General features: G+C 64.8%; 17 protein-coding genes. 15 read left to right on the forward strand and 2 right to left on the reverse strand.

Translation table 11 applies throughout. The features are described 5' to 3' along the window. The first annotated feature begins 41 nt into the window (after nt 1–41). From AB4Y82_RS02470 to AB4Y82_RS02505, 8 genes are all read left to right on the forward strand, one after another. Entirely contained in the window at nt 42–1,298 is a 1,257-nt protein-coding gene (locus AB4Y82_RS02470; RefSeq protein ID WP_441604278.1) for a sensor histidine kinase, read from the forward strand. Continuing rightward, on the forward strand, nt 1,295–2,059 hold the full coding sequence (locus tag AB4Y82_RS02475) for a LytR/AlgR family response regulator transcription factor (protein ID WP_441604279.1): 765 nt from the start codon (nt 1,295–1,297) through the stop codon (nt 2,057–2,059). Before AB4Y82_RS02470 ends, AB4Y82_RS02475 begins: the two co-directional genes overlap by 4 nt. Before the next feature lie 42 nt (nt 2,060–2,101). Further along, entirely contained in the window at nt 2,102–2,476 is a 375-nt protein-coding gene (locus tag AB4Y82_RS02480; RefSeq protein ID WP_441604280.1) for a hypothetical protein, read from the forward strand. Between the two features lie 112 nt (nt 2,477–2,588). Next, a complete protein-coding gene (locus tag AB4Y82_RS02485; RefSeq protein WP_441604377.1) occupies nt 2,589–3,863 on the forward strand; it encodes an amidohydrolase family protein in 1,275 nt (424 codons plus the stop codon). After that, on the forward strand, nt 3,860–4,345 hold the full coding sequence (locus tag AB4Y82_RS02490; protein ID WP_441604281.1) for a GNAT family N-acetyltransferase: 486 nt from the start codon (nt 3,860–3,862) through the stop codon (nt 4,343–4,345). Before AB4Y82_RS02485 ends, AB4Y82_RS02490 begins: the two co-directional genes overlap by 4 nt. Before the next feature lie 9 nt (nt 4,346–4,354). Next, the gene (locus AB4Y82_RS02495; RefSeq protein ID WP_441611095.1) at nt 4,355–4,954 is read left to right on the forward strand and encodes a YdeI/OmpD-associated family protein; all 600 of its coding nucleotides are present in this window, start codon (nt 4,355–4,357) and stop codon (nt 4,952–4,954) included. Continuing rightward, nucleotides 4,948–5,415, forward strand: a complete 468-nt coding sequence (locus AB4Y82_RS02500) for a GNAT family N-acetyltransferase (RefSeq protein WP_441604283.1) — start codon at nt 4,948–4,950, stop codon at nt 5,413–5,415. Before AB4Y82_RS02495 ends, AB4Y82_RS02500 begins: the two co-directional genes overlap by 7 nt. Next, nucleotides 5,412–5,975 (forward strand): GNAT family N-acetyltransferase, encoded by a 564-nt coding sequence (locus AB4Y82_RS02505; RefSeq protein ID WP_441604284.1) that lies wholly within the window; start codon nt 5,412–5,414, stop codon nt 5,973–5,975. Before AB4Y82_RS02500 ends, AB4Y82_RS02505 begins: the two co-directional genes overlap by 4 nt. A 31-nt stretch (nt 5,976–6,006) precedes the next feature. On the opposite strand, the gene AB4Y82_RS02510 is transcribed toward AB4Y82_RS02505, so the two are convergent. After that, nucleotides 6,007–9,087, reverse strand: a complete 3,081-nt coding sequence (locus AB4Y82_RS02510; RefSeq protein WP_441604285.1) for a hypothetical protein — start codon at nt 9,085–9,087, stop codon at nt 6,007–6,009. Between AB4Y82_RS02510 and AB4Y82_RS02515 the strand changes: the two genes are divergently transcribed. The 5 genes from AB4Y82_RS02515 to AB4Y82_RS02535 all read left to right on the forward strand — a co-directional run bounded on the left by AB4Y82_RS02515 (nt 9,086) and on the right by AB4Y82_RS02535 (nt 15,004). After that, nucleotides 9,086–9,493 carry a hypothetical protein gene (locus AB4Y82_RS02515; RefSeq protein WP_441604286.1) on the forward strand — a complete coding sequence of 136 codons (408 nt, stop codon included), beginning with the start codon at nt 9,086–9,088 and terminating at the stop codon, nt 9,491–9,493. The genes AB4Y82_RS02510 and AB4Y82_RS02515 overlap by 2 nt on opposite strands. Before the next feature lie 194 nt (nt 9,494–9,687). Continuing rightward, the gene (locus AB4Y82_RS02520) at nt 9,688–10,449 is read left to right on the forward strand and encodes an SDR family NAD(P)-dependent oxidoreductase (protein ID WP_441604287.1); all 762 of its coding nucleotides are present in this window, start codon (nt 9,688–9,690) and stop codon (nt 10,447–10,449) included. Nucleotides 10,450–10,621: 172 nt separating this feature from the next. Further along, nucleotides 10,622–11,185 (forward strand): elongation factor P-like protein EfpL, encoded by a 564-nt coding sequence (gene efpL / locus AB4Y82_RS02525; RefSeq protein ID WP_121878629.1) that lies wholly within the window; start codon nt 10,622–10,624, stop codon nt 11,183–11,185. A 114-nt stretch (nt 11,186–11,299) separates the two neighbouring features. After that, a complete protein-coding gene (locus tag AB4Y82_RS02530) occupies nt 11,300–12,097 on the forward strand; it encodes an N-acetylmuramoyl-L-alanine amidase (protein WP_441611096.1) in 798 nt (265 codons plus the stop codon). Nucleotides 12,098–12,919: 822 nt separating this feature from the next. Further along, nucleotides 12,920–15,004, forward strand: a complete 2,085-nt coding sequence (locus tag AB4Y82_RS02535) for an FUSC family protein (RefSeq protein ID WP_441604289.1) — start codon at nt 12,920–12,922, stop codon at nt 15,002–15,004. 462 nt (nt 15,005–15,466) lie between these two features. Here AB4Y82_RS02535 and AB4Y82_RS02540 read toward each other — a convergent pair whose 3' ends face one another. Continuing rightward, nucleotides 15,467–15,841, reverse strand: coding sequence for a YciI family protein (locus AB4Y82_RS02540; protein ID WP_121881800.1), 375 nt, complete (start codon nt 15,839–15,841; stop codon nt 15,467–15,469). A 196-nt stretch (nt 15,842–16,037) separates the two neighbouring features. On the opposite strand from AB4Y82_RS02540, the gene AB4Y82_RS02545 reads away from it, so the two are divergent. Beyond that, a complete protein-coding gene (locus AB4Y82_RS02545; RefSeq protein WP_441604290.1) occupies nt 16,038–17,072 on the forward strand; it encodes an amidohydrolase family protein in 1,035 nt (344 codons plus the stop codon). Then, nucleotides 17,069–17,575: a hypothetical protein gene (locus AB4Y82_RS02550; protein WP_441604291.1), complete on the forward strand. Its 507-nt coding sequence runs from the start codon at nt 17,069–17,071 to the stop codon at nt 17,573–17,575. Before AB4Y82_RS02545 ends, AB4Y82_RS02550 begins: the two co-directional genes overlap by 4 nt. Nucleotides 17,576–17,584: the final 9 nt, after the last annotated feature.

Consider the following 17,584-nt stretch of genomic DNA (forward strand, 5'->3'; position numbering starts at 1 on the left):
AGCTGGTTATGCTCCGACGCATCCCAATCAAGGACGTCGTGATGAAGAGCGTTTTCTTCGTAGCCCGCCTGGTCGTGTTCTGGTTCTTCGTGCTGCTGTTTGTGGCCTTGTTGCTCGCCAACAGTCCGCCGCTGCGCTACAGAGACACCGGGGCCATGTTCGTCCTGCTTATCTTCCTCACCCTGGTGATGGTAGTGACCAGCGCAGTGACCCATCTGCGCCGCGTGCGCCTGATCGCCGGGCATCTCGACGACAGCACCATGGGCAACCGCCAGCGGCGGCAGATCGAGATACCGCTGGAAGCCGGCGAAGCCTTCGACCTGCTCGATGCCGCCATCCGCGAACTGCCGCGCAGCGAAGACGTGGAAAGCGCACGCGACAGCCTGCAGATCCGCGCCAAGGTACAGCGCCCCAAGGCCTATGGAACTAATCCGTTCGAACGTCTCGACCCGTCGCTGTGGTTTGGTCACGTGCGCAACCAGATCTTCGCCACGGTCACGCCGCGCGAGGGTTCGGGCAGCGTCACGCTGATCTGCGAGCCGGAAGCCGGCGCATGGACCGACTGGTTCCGCGTGGACGACGGCACCAACCTGGAAAACGCCGAGGCCATCACGCGCGCCATCACCCGCCGCATCGCCGAGAAGCGTCGCCAGGAACAACGCCGCGCCACCCAGACGGAAAACGAGAAAGAGCGCACCGTGGCCCGCCTCAACCTGCTGCATGCGCAGGTGGAGCCGCACTTTCTCTACAACACGCTGGCCAGCGCGCAATACCTCACGCGCACCGATCCGCTACAGGCCGACCACATGCTCGGGCATCTGATCCACTATCTGCGCCACTCCCTGCCGCAGCGCGACGATGCGCTGTCCCTGCTGGGCGATGAGCTGGAACGCACCCGCGCCTATCTGGAAATCATGCGGCTGCGCATGGGGCCGCGCCTCTCGCTGCAGATCGACGTACCCGACGCGCTGCGCGCCATCGCGATGCCGCCGATGATGCTGCAGACGCTGGTGGAGAACGCGATCAAGCACGGCCTGGAGCCTAAGCCCGGCGGCGGCACGGTGTGGATCCTGGCGCGCCGCGACGACAACACAGTGTCCATCACGGTGGCCGACGATGGCCGCGGTTTCAGCGACGCCAGCGGGGGCACCGGCATCGGCCTGAAGAATGTGCGCGAACGTCTGCGCCTGATCTATGGCACGGACGCTTCGCTCTCGGTAGTCAGCAATGCGCCCGAAGGCGTGGCCGCCACCATCACCCTGCCCCTGCGCAACGAAACCACGGAACCCGCGTCGTGACCACTGCCATTCTTGCCGAAGACGAAACCCTGTTGCGCACGGCGCTACGCGATCTGCTCGCGCGGGTCTGGCCGGAATTGGAGATCGTCGCCGACTGCGAAGACGGCGCCAGTGCCCTGGAAGCGATCAGCGAACATCGTCCCGACATCGCCTTTCTCGATATCCGCATGCCGGGGCTCAGCGGACTGGAAGTCGCCGAAGCTGCCGCCGAGGCGAGTCCGCAAACGCAGGTGGTGTTCACCACCGCCTACGACCAGTACGCGATCGATGCATTCGAACGCGGCGCCGTGGACTATCTGCTCAAGCCCATCACCGAGACCCGGCTCACCGCCACCATGCAGCGCCTGCAGACGCGCGCCGCACCCCGCGCGACCGATGCTGCAGCTCTATCGCAGCTGCTGCGCGATGAAATGCTGCAGCCTGGCACACGCGCCGAGCCGCTCACCTGGATCACCGCCAGCAACGGGCGCGAAACGCGCCTGATCATGGTGGACGACGTCGCCTATTTTCGCGCCGACAGCAAATACACCATCGCCATGACGGCCGACGGCGAGGCGCTGCTGCGCAAGCCCATCCGCGAACTGGCGGCGGTACTCGACCCCGCCGTGTTCAAGCAGATCCACCGCTCCACCATCGTCAACCTGCGCGCGGTCGCATCGATCGTTCGCGACGACACCGGCAAGGGCACGCTGCGGCTCAAGCAGCGACCCGAAACACTGGTGGTGAGCCAGCCATTCATGACGCTGTTCCGAAACATGTAAGTACCGGAAACCTTCCCCTGCCGAGCATCACAAGAGGTCACCATGGAAAAGCTGATCCTTTTGTTCTATCTGGTGTTATCCCTCACCGGTTTCGAACCCACACGCACCGTCGTCACCCACGAACTGACCCACGGGATCGACCTGATCTACAGCAAGATCCAGATCTCCGGCGAGCTGGCCACGTTCCGCTGCCTGCGCAGCCAGAGCGGCCTGTGCCACTTCACCGTACTGCCCGGCTCGTGCAGCACCAGCCACGTCGCCTGCGAACCACCGATCACCGTCTTCACCATGCGCCAGGGTGATACGTTGTTGTTGACGCGTCTTCCCGACGATTTCGCCAGCTGCGTCACCTCGGCACCGACGGCCGAAGGCGCCTGCGCGCGGCAACTCGCCGGCGCGGGTCGCCCCGCCCTCTGAACCGCGGTCTCGCGGCGCAGTGCCGAGCCTCGCTAGAATCGGCAGGAGCGACGGGCGGGAGCGAGCAATGCGGTGCAAACAGCGTCAAGGTTGGATCGGCCTGCTGACGGCCATGGCCATGGCCAGCGCCACGGCGGCGACCGCGGTGCCACCCAAGGGCGATGTGCTGCTGGTGCCTGACCGCGTCTGGACCGCTGACGGCGACGCTGCGCATGCGGGATGGGCCGTGCTGGTGCATGACGGCGCCATCGCCGCCGTGGGACCGGCGGACAGCCTGAAGGCACCGGCCAGCGCCCAACGCATCGCCCTGCCCGGCACCACGCTCACGCCCGGCCTGATCGACCTGCACTCGCATGTCTTCCTGCATCCGTACAACGAGACACTGTGGAACGACCAGGTCCTGAAGGAGCCGCAGGACTACCGCACACTCGAAGCCGCCGCCCATGCGCGCGCCACGCTGATGGCGGGCTTCACGACACTGCGCGATCTGGGCACGGAGGGCGCCGGCTTCGCCGATGTCTCGATCAAGCGTGCGATTGACGAAGGCATGATTCCGGGGCCACGCATGTTTGTTGCCACCCGCGCCATCGTGGCGACGGACAGCTATGGACCGGGTCCACGCGGCTTCCGTCCCGATATCGATCTGCCCGGCGGCGCGCAGGAAATCAGCGGTGTGGACGAGGCCATCCGCGCCACCCGCGAACAGGCTGGCCACGGCGCCGACTGGATCAAGCTCTACGCCGACTACCGCGTAGGCGCCGATGGCAGCACGCAGCCGACGCTATCGCTGGCGGAAATGAAGGCCATCGTGGATACCGCGCACCTGTCGGGCCGTCCGGTGGCTGCGCATGCCTCCAGCGACGAAGGTGTACGCCTCGCGGTGGAAGCGGGCGTGGACACCATCGAGCACGGTTATGGCGCCAGCGAGGCCACGTTCCGCCTGCTCAAGCAGCACGGCACGGCGTACGAACCCACGCTTACCGCGGTGGAAGCCACCGCGCAGTATTTCGAGCACTACGTGCCGGGGCAAAGCGAACCCACCGCGCGCATGAAAGAAGCCGAGCACGCGTTCCGCACCGCGCTCAAGGTTGGCGTGATCATCGGTAACGGCAGCGATGTGGGCGTGTTCACCCATGGCGACAACTGGCGCGAGCCGGTCAATATGGTGCGCGACGGCATGACGCCGCAGCAGGCTTTGCACGCCGCCACCAATATCGCGGCACGCATCCTGCGCCAGCAGGACAAGTTCGGCCGCATCGCGCCCGGCCTGCGGGCTGACCTCGCCGCATTCACGGGCGATCCCAGTACGCATATCGACGATCTCCAGCATCCCGTCTTCGTGATGAAAGACGGCAGCCTCTACCGCACACCACAAGCCACGCCATGACCGACTTCCTGATCCGCCCCATCGAAGCACGCGACAACGCCGCCGTCGCCGACATCATCCGCACCGTGATGCCGGAATTCGGCGCCGACGGCCCGGGCTTCGCCATTCACGATGCCGAAGTGGGCACCATGTACGAAGCCTATACGCGCCCACGCAGCGCCTACTTCGTGGTGGAACGCGATGGCATGGTGATTGGCGGCGGTGGCGTCGCGCCGCTGGAGGGCGGCGAAGCGGATGTGTGCGAGCTGCGCAAGATGTATTTTCTACCCGAGGCGCGCGGCATCGGCGCCGGCAGCGCCATGATGCTGCGCTGCCTGGATGCCGCCCGCGAACGCGGCTTTCATCGCTGCTACCTGGAAACGCTCACCGGCATGGATGCGGCCCAGGCGCTGTATCGTCGGCACGGCTTCCGCACGATTTGCGCGCCGATGGGCGGCACCGGACACTTCAGCTGCGACCAGTTCTATCTGCGCGATTTGTAGGAGTACCTCATGGCCCGCGATCACCGCATCGATGCCTACATCCTTCAGGCGCCGCCGTTCGCCCAGCCCATTCTCGAGCATCTGCGCGACGTGGTGCACGAGGCCTGCCCGGAGGTCGAGGAAGGCATCAAATGGAGCATGCCGTTCTTCAGCCTCAATGGCTCGCCGATGTGCCAGATGGCGGCATTCAAGCAGCATTGCACGTTCGGTTTCTGGCGGCACAAGGAGGTCACCGGCAGCGATCGGGCGGATGGCATGGGCCAGTTCGGCAAACTGACCTCGCTGAAGGATCTGCCGGCGAAGAAGACCCTGATCGCGCTGATCCGCAAGGCCAGAGCCTTGAACGAAACCGGTGTAAAGGTCTCCCGTCCCAAGGCCGCACCCAAACCCGCACCGACACTCCCGGATGATGTCGCCGCGCTGCTGGCGATGAAGAAGCACGCCGCCGCCCGCAAGACCTACGAGGGCTTTCCGCCCAGCGCGCAACGCGACTACGTCGAGTGGATCACCGAGGCGAAGACCGAGGCCACGCGCCAGAATCGCATCGCCAGCACGCTGGAGTGGCTCGCCGAAGGCAAGCGGCGCAACTGGAAGTACGAAGCATGCTGAAGGCGCCGCTACTGCATTTTGAGCTCGACGACCCCACGTCGCCGGATGTCGCCCTGTTGATCCGTGAATTGGACGGCTATCTGGCGGAGCTCTATCCCTCGGGCAATATCCGCCACATGACGGCCGAGGAACTGAGCCAACCCAATGTCAGCTTCCTCACCGCCCGCGTGGATGGCACGCCGGTGGCATGCGGTGCCTTCGTGGCGCACGAGGACTACGTGGAAGTAAAGCGCATGTACGTGCTGCCCGCCTGCCGTGGATTGGGGCTTGGCAAGCAATTGCTCGAAGCGTTGGAATTGGAAGTCGCACGCTCCGGCGGCCGCATCCTGCGCCTGGAAACCGGCACGGCGCAAACCGAGGCGCTGGAACTCTACGCACGCGCCGGCTATCGTCGCTGCCCACCGTTCGGCGAACACCAGTCCAACCCGCGCAGCATCTGTATGGAGAAGCATCTCGCATGATCCGCATTGCCCACGCCGACGATGCGGCGGCTGTCCACGACATCTATACGCCCTCGGTGCTCCACGGGGTAGAAACCTTCGAGACCGAGTTACCTGGGATAGACACGATGCGCGAGCGCATCCTCACGCGCCTGCGCTACTACCCGTGGATCGTCTGGGAAGAGGAAGGCCGCGTACTGGCCTATGCCTATGCCAGCCGCTTCCGCGAACGCGCCGCCTACGACTGGATCGCGGAGACCTCGATCTACGTACACGCCGATGCACGCCGCCGCGGCATCGCGCGCAGGCTCTACGGCACACTGCTCGACGTGATGCGCCTGCAAGGCATCAACCAGGCCGTCGGGGTAATCACCCTGCCCGGCCAAAGCAGCGTGACCATGCACGAAGCCATGGGCTTCACGCCGGCCGGCGTGTGGCGTAGCTCCGGTTACAAGCTCGAGCAATGGTGGGATGTCGGCGTATGGCAAAAGGAACTGCAGCCGACGCAGACGCCGCCGCAGCCCGTGACGCCATTCCCCGCGGTAGACGCTGAGCAACTGAAGGCTCTTTTCACGGCATAAGCCTTCGGCCAGTGCCGGGCCCGTTTTGCGCTCATCGCAGCGAGTTGATCGCCTTCACCGCGCTGTTCAGCCAATCCCAGGCATCGGGCAGAAACACGGTGATCAGAATGGACCCCATCGCCAGCAACTTTGGCCACAAGGCGGACAACGCCCCGCCAAAGGTCAAATGGTCCTCATCGTTGGTGAACATGCGTCCCAGCAAATAGTCCTTCTCCAGCGTCAGCACGCCGTAGGTGATGGCGGCAAAGCCGAGCACCATCAAAATGGCCGCCGCCGTCGTCTGCAAACGCTCGTAAACCGGTGGATAGACCTGGATCAACATCAGCGTCACGGTGGCGCCCAGCACCGCGCACCACGCACTGGACCTTACCGCCGTACCGGCCAGTTTCATCTGCGCTACCAGGACGGCCTGCCATTGGCGAAGCTTTTCCTTGTCAAACAAGGGATCGATCGTGCCGTCGAGCAAGGCATTCGTCTGCCGCACCCAGGCGGCAAAATCTGGCCTGCGCAGCGCGTTGTAGTTGTCGATGCGCATGACAGCGTTGAACGGGCTGCGCGGTCGCTCATCCAGCAGCTTGGGCGTTGGCCATTCCTTGACTGTCGTGGATTCCTGCACGGCAGTCACCGTCCTGCTGAGCTCCAGGCTCATGCAGCGCCAGCGGTCCAGGCCTTCCAGGTAGAGAACCAGGAAGAAGCCACTGCTGCCCAGCACGAACGCGCCGGCAAACGCGGAGAGCCAGACCGAATGGGCCCCGCTTGGCCGGTAGTCGTTGACGCAAAGCACCAGCACGAGCAACAGGAGTGCCGTGGCGATCGAAGCGCGGTAGTACGGGCGGTGCCGGAGGCGAACCTTGAGACGCGACGAGGGGTTCACGTGCTCAGCGATAGCAAGGCAATAGGCATTCCACACCCTCATCCGAACGCAACAGAACGCCATGAAACACGCATAGGCAAGACACAGGCAGATCAACGCCCAGCCATCCGTGCCATGCGCAAGGTCCGTGTCGCCGGGCGTCGCCGGAGGAAACATGACGATGATCTTGTACGCGGCAATGAGGATGCCGAACGCGGCAAAAGCGATCCAGGGCACCAGCCAGATCCAGCTTGTCCTTGGCTCGCCTGCCAGCTTCGATGATGCTTGCGCGCCGTTTTGCGTCTTCAACATGTCCATCCAGCGCATGGCGTGGCGGCTGAGCGGGAGCGTTGCCAGTTCGGGCGTGCGCCCGTTGCGAACCAGCCATATGGCCGTGACCAGCAGGATGCCAAGCACGATGCCCATCGACAGGTAGACCGGCTGCTGCAGTTGCATGCGGGTATCGGCAACGATGGGAATGTCGCCGAATCTCCTGCTTGTCCGCTGGGCTTTACTCTCGTTTTGTTCCTTGCCCTGGACTTTGCTCTCGGTTACTTCGTCGCCCTGGACTTTGTCCGCGCTTTGTTCGTCGCCCCGGCCCAGACCCGACTCGTCGACACGCTGGAAGCCTGCCAATGTCGCCACCAGCATATTGGGTCGGTTGGGCGAGGCGTCACTAGGGCAAATCAGACCCACGACCGCGCGAAACATGTTGGCCGCGTAATCCGTCGGAAACGAGAAGAAGCGTCGATTGCCAGACTGGCTGCATTCGTTCGAAGACACCCCTGGCGCGTTGCCGACTGAACGATCCGCCGCCTGCTCGCGTGGCCGCGCATCGGGGTCATCCTTGGGGAAGCAGTCCAGCCCTGAAGCGTTCAGGCAAAGCAGGCTCTTGCCGGCCGGCATGATGATGCTCCCGCGGCTCATGGCGCGGTAGTCGGGATGCACCATCAGGTTGTCCTGCTCCAGCACCACCGGGAGCGCGCCAGGAAATGCATTGCGTATCTCGCTCAGCAGGAACAGGCGATCGCGCACATCGGTGGCCACGATGACGACCGCCGCAGGCGTGACATAGCGCTGCAGGGCGTCGAAGGTCTGGTAAAGCATCAGCTCGTCCGAACGCGAGCTCAAGCTGGGCTGATACGTCGGCGGTTGATCGACTCCGGTTTCCACACCGGTCAGATCCAGCTCGAGCAACCGCTCGGGGAGCAAGCTGCGACGTTGCTTGCTCTCTTCCTGTTTGAGCTGGACATGCTCGGAGCGAATAGCGGCGATGTTCGGCGGAAACTGCACGCTGATGAACTGCACCTCGCCTTTCTTCGCCGATGAGGACGCCGGCGCCGGCGATGACGAGGGCGGCGAAGCCGATGAGGACGGCGGCGATGGCGATGATGAAGGCATCGCCAGCTTGGAAGCGCCCAAGCCAAAACTGGATTCTTCGCTGAGTATGACTACTTTGTCGTTGTCGTGAATCCGGCTTTCCAGATAGCGCTTCACGCGTTTCAACTGATCCCCGACGCTGTAGGCCAGCGGCGTATAGGCCAGCGTGACGAATGGTTTCAAATCGTTCGTGGCGAGGTAAGCGTTCTGTACGATCTGATCGTTGCTGTCGACGCTTGCGGAAGGTGCCCTGAGGAGGATGTTCAGGTGGCCGACGCCCTGGCATCCGGCCGTCGCCGTTTTCGCGGCCTCCATCGCATGTTCCCTTGCGTCCGTGGCGACCTTGCTCAGTGCCGATGCCATTGATTCCATGGCCCCGGAAAAAGTGGGACCGATCACGGCAAGGTTTGCATCGCACGACCAGGAGACGCCCTTGGTCGGCGCCTTCCAGGCAATCTGGTCGCAATCGATCTGGTTAAGCGCCTCGGGCAGCGCGTTAGTCTCCTGGCGATTGCTCGCGTCCAATGCCATCGCACAACGTGCAGCGCGAATGAATGACTCCGGATGAATGCCAAAGCTCGGTGTCTCGCCTACCAAAAACAGCGCGTAATAGGTCGACTCACAGGCATCGGCGTTTGCTTGCGTGTCCGTTCTGGATTTGCAGTTGCGCCAGTTGTCCTTGCGAAAAAGCATCACGCTGGGCAGCGTGCGGCGGCTCGCCTCCGTTTCATTGGCAGTGGACTTGCCGTCGGGTGATCGGGGCGCCCAGGTGAAAGCAAAACCGTCCAGCACGAATTCCTTGGCCTGAAACGCAGCCACGAGTGCGGTCAGCTCGGTGTCAAAGGACCGGCCAAGCCGCGTCTCCACGGGATCGGGCATGGTCACCACGGCGGCGTGCACATTGATGGCGGCATTGCTGGGCAAATGTTCGAAAGGCCGCAATGGATGCGGCAGCTCGGACGCCGCCACGAAATACGATGACGAAGTCACTGCGGGCGGCGCGACCGACGAAGCGGCCGCGGCAACGACGCTGGCTTCCCCCGAAGCTTTCGCTCCGATGGCCGGTGCAGCGCCGATCAATGTGGCGACGAGCAGCCATCGCGCCAACAGCGCCACGAAAGAGCCCTTCGACACCGCTGCCGAGGCCACCGGTATTCCCACTGATACAGCAGCTCCCTGGGCGGGATGGATCATGGCGACTCTCCCTTTTGCGATCGCGCCACTCATCTCACTGCGCTTGTTCTACGCCACAAATCAGCCAAAAACCCTTGGAAGCATGGCTTAAGCCGCGGCACCAAAGGACATACGTATAACCAACTACGTACCCTGTCGAAGCGACGCGGTGGCTCCTGCAGGCAGTGCCCGGCACGCACCGCCCGGGGTCTCTCTATGGCCAAAAAGCGCCACGGAGCAAGGGGTGGCGTCTGATGCGCCCTGCTGCGCTACCATTAGCGTTTTCCACCGCGTTTTGGACTCCCTATGCAGCTCAATCAGGTCAAGGCGATCATCACCGGCGGCGCCTCCGGTCTCGGCTACGCCGTAGCCCAGCATCTGGTCGCCAATGGCGCCAAGGTGGCCCTGTTCGACGTCAACGAGGAAAAGGGCCAGGAAGCCGCCACGGCGCTGAAGGGCCACTTCTTCCGCACCGACGTCACCTCGGAGGACGGCGTGTCCGCCAACGTCGCCGCTGCGCGCGATGCGATGGGCGGCCTGAACGTGCTGGTCAACTGCGCCGGCATCCTGGGCGCGGGCCGCATGCTCGGCAAGGATGGCCCGATGCCGCTCAACACGTTTGCCACCACGGTGCTGGTGAACCTGGTGGGCAGCTTCAACGTCGCCAAGGCTGCTGCCTCGCTGATGCAGAACAACGATACCGGCGAAGACGGCGAGCGCGGCGTGATCATCAACACCGCTTCCGTCGCTGCGTTCGAAGGCCAGATCGGCCAGGCCGCGTATTCCGCCTCCAAGGGCGGCGTGGTCGGCATGACGCTGCCGATGGCGCGCGAACTGTCGCGCTTCGGCATCCGCGTGGCCACGATCGCCCCGGGCATCTTCTGGACGCCGATGGTCGACGGCATGCCGCCGCAGGTGCAGGAATCGCTGTCGGCATCGATCCCGTTCCCGTCGCGCCTGGGCAAGCCGGACGAATTCGCCAGCACGGTGGCCTTCATTCTCGGCAATCGTTATATCAATGGCGAGACGATCCGCCTTGATGGCGCGGTGCGTTTGCAGCCGAAGTAACCCTACCAAACCGTCATTCCGGCGCAGGCCGGAATCCAGTGACTGTATGGCGCGGTTGTCGCAAATGGCGTGGGCGTATACGTTGGGCCGCGCGATAACCTGACACCACGCAACTGGATTCCGGCCTGCGCCGGAATGGCGATCAAGAACTCACCCATCCGGTCCTACATCCATGAAAGCTTCCGACGTCAAGAAAGGCAACGTAGTCGAACACGACGGCACCGTGTACCAGGTGCGCGATATCGAGCGCAGCTCGCCGACCGCGCGTGGCGGCAACGTCACGTTTCGCTTCACCATGTATTCGATCCCCGGCGGTCGCAAGTTCGACCTGAGCCTGCGCGCCGATGACGATCTCAAGGAAATGGAGCTGGTGCGCCGCGAGGCGAACTTCTCGTACATGGACGGTGAGGCATTCGTCTTCATGGACAATGAAGACTTCACCCAGTACCTGCTTTCCACCGAACTGGTTGGCGATAACGCCGGCTATATCGTGGAAGGCGTCGAAGGCTACTACGTGCAGCTGATCGACGATGCACCGGTGGGCCTGCAGGTGCCGACCAGCGTGACGCTGACCGTGGTCGACACCGCCCCGGAAATGAAGGGCGCCAGCGCCACCAAGCGCACCAAGCCGGCCAAGCTCAATACCGGCATCGAAATCCAGGTGCCCGAGTACATCAGCAACGACGAAAAGGTGTGGGTGAACACGCTGACGGGCGAGTTCGCCGGCCGCGCCTGATCGGCGCTGCAGGTTGGACACGAAAGCGCCGGGGAAACCCGGCGCTTTTTGTTTGGCTTGACGCGGTGGCGCAGCTGCGGCACGTTCGCCTCTTCCCGCCCAGGAATGAATGCCGTGTCGCGTCCCCACGCTCCGCATGCTCGTTTCTTTCGTACTCGCCATCTGCTGACGCTGGTGCTGCTGGCGCTGGCGCTTTCGGCGTGTGCACCGGCGCCCGTACGCAATCCCATCGCACAGTGGGTGCTCTCGCCCAATTTCGATGCGCGCCGTCCGGTGCTCATCGTGATTCATTTCACCAACGAGCATTCCGCCGAGCAGGCGCTGCACACGTTGCGCACGGCCAACAGCGGCGGACCGGTGAGTTCGCACTATCTGATCGGCAACGACGGCCACCTCTATCAACTGGTCGCCGATAGCGAGCGCGCGTGGCACGCCGGCGCGGGACGCTGGGGCACGATTACCGACGTGAATTCGGCCTCCATCGGGATCGAGCTGGACAATGATGGCGACTCGCCGTTCACCCAGGTGCAGATCGACAGCCTGCTGCGCCTGCTGGCCGACCTCACGGATCGCTTCCGTATTCCGCGCACGCAGATCATCGGCCACGAGGATCTCGCGCCCGGCCGCAAGGACGATCCCGGTCCGCGTTTTCCATGGCAACAACTGGCGCAGGCGGGCGTTGGCCTGTGGCCGCGGGGCACGCTGGTGGACCCGCCGGCGGGGTTTGATCCGTGGGCGGCGTTGGGGTTGATTGGGTATCCGCTGGACGATCGGGCGTCCACGGTGCGCTCGTTCCATCATCATTTTCGGGGGATGGATGGGGATGCGTTGGACGCGCAGGATCTGCGCATTTTGTTCAACTTGTCGCAGCAGCTTGGGGCTGGTGGTGGGGTGATGCCGGTGGCGGGCTAAGCGCTTTGCGCCACACTTCTCCCTCTCCCCTGCGGGGAGAGGGTTGGGGTGAGGGTTGGGGTGAGGGTTGGGGTGAGGGGCGGGTGCTCGCGGGAACGTTTCTACATTGCCGTCGTCGCGGCGTACACCGGGATCTAGAGCCTCGGTGTTTAGTTGTCGCCTCTCCGCCAGGGTGCCGCCTACGCGGCGGGCGTTTCGAACGGCTGCCGCCGCTCGAGTCACTTTTCTTTTGCTGGCCCAAAAGAAAAGTAACCCAAAGAAAATGGCCTGATAACGCCGGCAGCATCGTGTTGGGATAAGCCCGAACGCTCGAGGCGCGTCGTTGTGGGACAACCTCCGAGGGTACACAGGGGGTACTTCCAAGCGCTGCGCAACGCGCCCGAATCGCTGAGGACTTAAAGCGGGGCTTCGCTGCGCGTTGGCTTTGGAGCCTCACAATTCAATAGGGTGCCGCGCCTGGCGCTTGTCTGTGGGAGCGCACCCTGTGCGCGACAGCCACGCCTGGGTGTACCGCTCCGTAGGCTCGTCGCGCACAGGGTGCGCTCCCACAAAGAGCCGATCGGAACCAGCCTGCGCGATCCTTTGTAGGAGCGCACTTGTGCGCGACCGCAGCGCCGGGATGTACCGCTCCGTAGGTTTGTCGCGCACAAGTGCGCTCCTACAACAGGTCCCGGCAACGCCAGTGCACTTCACTTTCCCCTCCGTCGGGAAGCTGCCCAGCCCGTGCGCCCTACCCGACCAGCCACGGATCCCTGGCCCGTCGCGTTCGCTTCAGGCTGTTTGAGGCAGAATCACTGCACTGACTAGGAGTCTTGTCGCGTCATGTCTTCGACGGGTTATTCGCTGCGCGCCACGGTCGTCGACAGCCTGCTCACGGCCAAGCGACCTGACGTGCCGGTGCGTGTGGTCGTGCGCAACACCGCGGCCGTGGTGCTGCCGCTGGCGATTGGCATACTGACAGGGCATCCGGGCATCGGGCTGGGTATCGGCGCTGGCGCGCTGGACACCATGTTCTCGGACCAGCCGGGACCGTATCGCCAGCGCATGACGCGCCTGCTGCTGGCATCGCTGGCGGCCGGCCTGGCCTCGCTGATCGGCTTTCTGATCGGCGACCAGTTGATACCCATCCTGGTCGCCACGGCGGCGTTCGGATTTTTCGGCGGCCTGCTGGTGGTGTTTGGTCCGGACATGGCGCGCGTGGGCATGACCAGCATGATCCTGCTGGTGGTCACGGCCGCCACGCCACGACCCTTGGCCGAAGCGCTGGGCGCCTCGGCCCTGATCTTTGCCGGCGGCCTGCTGCTGACCCTGTTTTCCGTGGCGGCCTGGCCGCTGCAGCGCTATCGCCCTGAGCGGCACGCGCTGGCCGCGGTCTATCGCGGCTTGTCGACGCTGGCGCGCCAGCAGGAACACGACGACGCCGACGTACCCGCGCTCACCGACGCCATGACCACGCTGCAGCACACGCTGCTGGGGCGGCACCACGCGCGCGGCCGCGCGATGGAGGCGTTCGGCGTGCTGCTGGAACTGGCCGAACGCATCCGCCTGGAACTCACCGCGATGGCGGAGTTGCGCGCCAATGCCACCATCCACGCCATGTTCCGGGGCGACGCCGCGCGCGTGCTCGGGGCCATTGCAGACGCTCTGGAGCTTGCCGAATCGCCGCGCCAGGCCGAGCACGCCCTGCAGACCTTGCAGGCGAGCGAGAACGCCCTGCTTGGCAACGGCGGGGACGCCGATGGCCTGGCCACGCATATCCATGCTTTGTCTGGTCAGCTCGCTGCCGCGGTGCGCAATGCCAACTGGGCAGGCAGCCGCGGTGAATTGCGCGCGGCCGCGGCGGAGACGCCGCTACCGACGGCACTGCGCAGCAGTTCGGCGCGCGCCACGCTGCGTGCCAATCTCACGCCGCATTCGGTGGCATTCCGGCATGCCGTGCGCACCGCCGTGACACTCACCGCCACGCTGTTCGTTTCGCGCGAGCTCGGCCTGCCGCATGGCTATTGGCTGCCGATGACCGCGGCCATCGTGCTGCGTCCGGATTTCGCCGCCACCTTCAACTTTGGCCTGTTGCGCGTGGTCGGCACCATCCTGGGCCTGTTGCTCACCACCGCCCTGCTGCATTTCACGCCGCATGACATGTGGGCGCATCTGCTGTTGATGGCTGTGCTGTGCATGGGTTTTCGCTATCTGGCCACCGCGCACTACGGCATCGCCGTGGCGGCGCTTACCGGCACCGTGGTGATCCTGTTGTCGTTCGAAGGCGTCAATTCCAGCGATGCCGTGCTCGATCGCGTGATCAACACCGCGCTCGGCAGCGGCATGGCCTTGCTCGCCTATGTGCTGTGGCCCACCTGGGAACGCGCGCGTGCGCGTGCGGCGCTATCGGACATGCTCGATGCCTATGCCGATTACCTCAACGCGCTCGCCCATCCCGAACGCCGCGATCACCGCCGGGAAGCACGCACTGCCGCACGCACGGCACGCAGCAATGCGCAGGCCTCGCTGGACCGCATGCGCGCGGAACCGGCCACGCCGGCAACCCTGCTGGAACTGGCCAACGCGCTGTTCGCCAACGGCAATCGCCTGGCCCGCACGGCGATGACGCTGGAGGCGCTGATCGATGATCACCACAGCCTGCCGGAAACGGCGGAAATGTGCGCGTTCGTCGACCACAGCGCCAAGGCTCTGCATGAAGTCGCTTCGGCCTTGCGCACGCAGCGTGCGCCGGAGCAGCTGCCCGATCTGCGCGGCCTGCAACGCACCCTGGCTGCGCTGCTCAACATGGCGGAAGACCGCCAGGCCGCCGAGCTGCTCGCGCGCATCAGTGATCGGCTGGTGGATAACGTGAATACGCTGGCGCATATCACCGGACGCAGCCATAGCAAGTCGACGGCGACGGCCTGACCGAGCGAGCCACACCTTGTGGGAGCGCACCCTGTGCGCGACGGCCCAGCGAAGAGGTAGCGGCGCAGCTCCGCGGTCGCGCACAAGGTGCGCTCCTACAAGGGCTCCGTAAACGCCAGGCGCCACGCTTGCATTGTGGGAGCGCACCCTGTGCGCGACGGCCCAGCGAAGAGGCAGCGGTGAGGCTCCGCGGTCGCGCACAAGGTGCGCTCCCACAAGGGCTCCGTAAACGCCAGGCGCCACGCTTTCATTGTGGGAGCGCACCCTGTGCGCGACGGCCCAACAAAGAGGTAGCGGCGCAGCTCCGCGGTCGCGCACAAGGTGCGCTCCTACAAGGGCTCCATAAACGCCAGGCGCCACGCTTTCATTGTGGGAGCGCACCCTGTGCGCGACGGCCCAGCGAAGAGGTGGCGGCGAGGCTCCGCGGTCGCGCACAGGGTGCGCTCCCACACGGGTTACGCTTTACGCCCCGACGCGCCGGCGCACGGCATCGATATCCCGCACCGGCCGCACTTCGATGCGACCCGTGCGCGCCCACGGAAATTCCGCGGCGATGCGCACGGCCTCGGCCATGTCGGCCGCCTCGATCAGGTTGAAGCCGCCGAGGTATTCCTTCGCTTCGGCAAACGGGCCGTCCATCACACTCATGGTGTTGTCGCGCATGCGCAGCGATTTCGCCTGGGCCGGCGGTTCAAGCTGCATGGAATCGAGCAGATGGCCTTCGGCGCGCAGTTCGTCGGCATGGACGAAGCAGCCGTGCATCATCGTGTCGAACTCACCCGGCGGCAGGGCCTCTAGCAGGCTGTCGTCGTTATAGATCATGACCAGAAACTTCATGTTGCCTCCGATGGCTGCGGACGTCGTCGCGCTCGCCATCATGCCGCCAGCCGTGACGGCTTGCATGTGCAATCGGGCCTAAGTTCAGCCGGCAGGAATCTCGCCACAGCTGAGTCGGGCCGCCCGCCTCCCCCGGACGGCGTTTTACGCTGCACCGCGCCGAGACGGCACCGCGCCCCTGACTTACACTCGGCGCATGCTCAAAATCGACACGCACGCCCATATCCTCCCCCGCGACTGGCCCAACCTCGCCGCCAAGTTCGGCGACGAGCGCTTTCCGGTGATGATCCACAACGACGGGCGCCATCGCATCTACAAGGATGGCAAGTTCTTCAGAGAGGTATGGGACTCGGCGTTCGACGCACAACAGCGCATCGACGACTACGCCCGCTTCGACGTCAGCGTGCAGGTGGTCTCCACCGTACCCGTGCTGTTCTCGTATTGGGCGCCCGGCTATCAGGCGCTGGAACTGCACCGCCATCTGAACGACGAGACGGCGCGCATCTGCAACGACCATCCGCGTCACTACGCCGGCATCGGCACGGTGCCGCTGCAGTCGCCCGACCTGGCCATCCGCGAGCTGGAGCGCTGCATCGACGAACTGGGCCTGCAGGGCGTGCAGGTCGGTTCGCACTGCAACGATTGGAACCTGGACGCCCCCGAACTGTTTCCCTTCTTCGAGGCAGCCGCCGACCTGGGCGCCGCGGTGATGGTGCATCCCTGGGACATGATGGGCGCTGCCAGCATGCCCAAGTACTGGCTGCCCTGGCTGGTGGGCATGCCGGCCGAACAGTCGCGCGCGGCCTGCTGCCTGGTATTTGGCGGCGTGCTGGAGCGCCTGCCGCGGCTGCGTGTGATGCTGGCCCATGGCGGCGGCAGCTTCCCGTGGACCATCGGCCGCATCGAGCACGGCTTCCGCATGCGCCCCGACCTGGTCGCCACGGACAACCCGCGCAATCCTCGCGAATACCTGCAACGCCTGTTTTTCGACTCCTGCGTGCACGACCCGGCCGCCCTGCGCTATCTCCTGGATGTGACAGGGGTCGATCGCGTGATGCTGGGGACCGACTATCCTTTCCCGCTGGGGGAGCAGCATCCGGGCAGCGGCATCGAGTCACTCGGGCTCGACGACCACGACCGCGCGCGACTCTTCCACGGCACCGCCCTGGAATGGCTGGGGCTGCCGCTGCAGCGTTTCGAACCTCACCCTCACGCACAGGAAAAGGCATGAGCTTGTTCCGCACTTTGGTTATCGCCGGCGCCCTCGTGTTGGCCGGAACCGCCCACGCCGCTGATGTCAGCATGGCCGGCGGCAGCGTCACCTTCAGCACGCCCGACCAGTGGATGGGCATCATGGAAACGCAGGGCGATCCGGAAGTACGCGTGTTCCAGGTACCCGACCCCTCGCCCAACGGCGCCAGCAGCCTCGCCCGTATCAGCGTCACGGTGAAGCAGGTGGGCAATGCCGGCGAGTTCCAGCAGTACGTGAGCGGCGCCATGGGCAAGGCCAAGGCCCTGACCGGCTACCAGGCCGCCAGCGGCGGCACGCCGGACAACTTCGTCTATACGGCGCAGGAAAACGGCGCGCAGTACAGCTATAGCGAGCGCTACTGGTTCAAGGACAGCCATGCCATCCAGCTGCGTTGCGTGCGTCCCGCGCAAGGCCAGGCCGGCGCAGCGTGGCGCGCTGCGTTCGACAAGGGCTGCGACGCCATCGCCGCACGCATGAAGTAAGTCGTCATC

This window comes from Dyella sp. 2YAF14, assembly GCF_052114725.1.
GTDB lineage: Bacteria > Pseudomonadota > Gammaproteobacteria > Xanthomonadales > Rhodanobacteraceae > Dyella.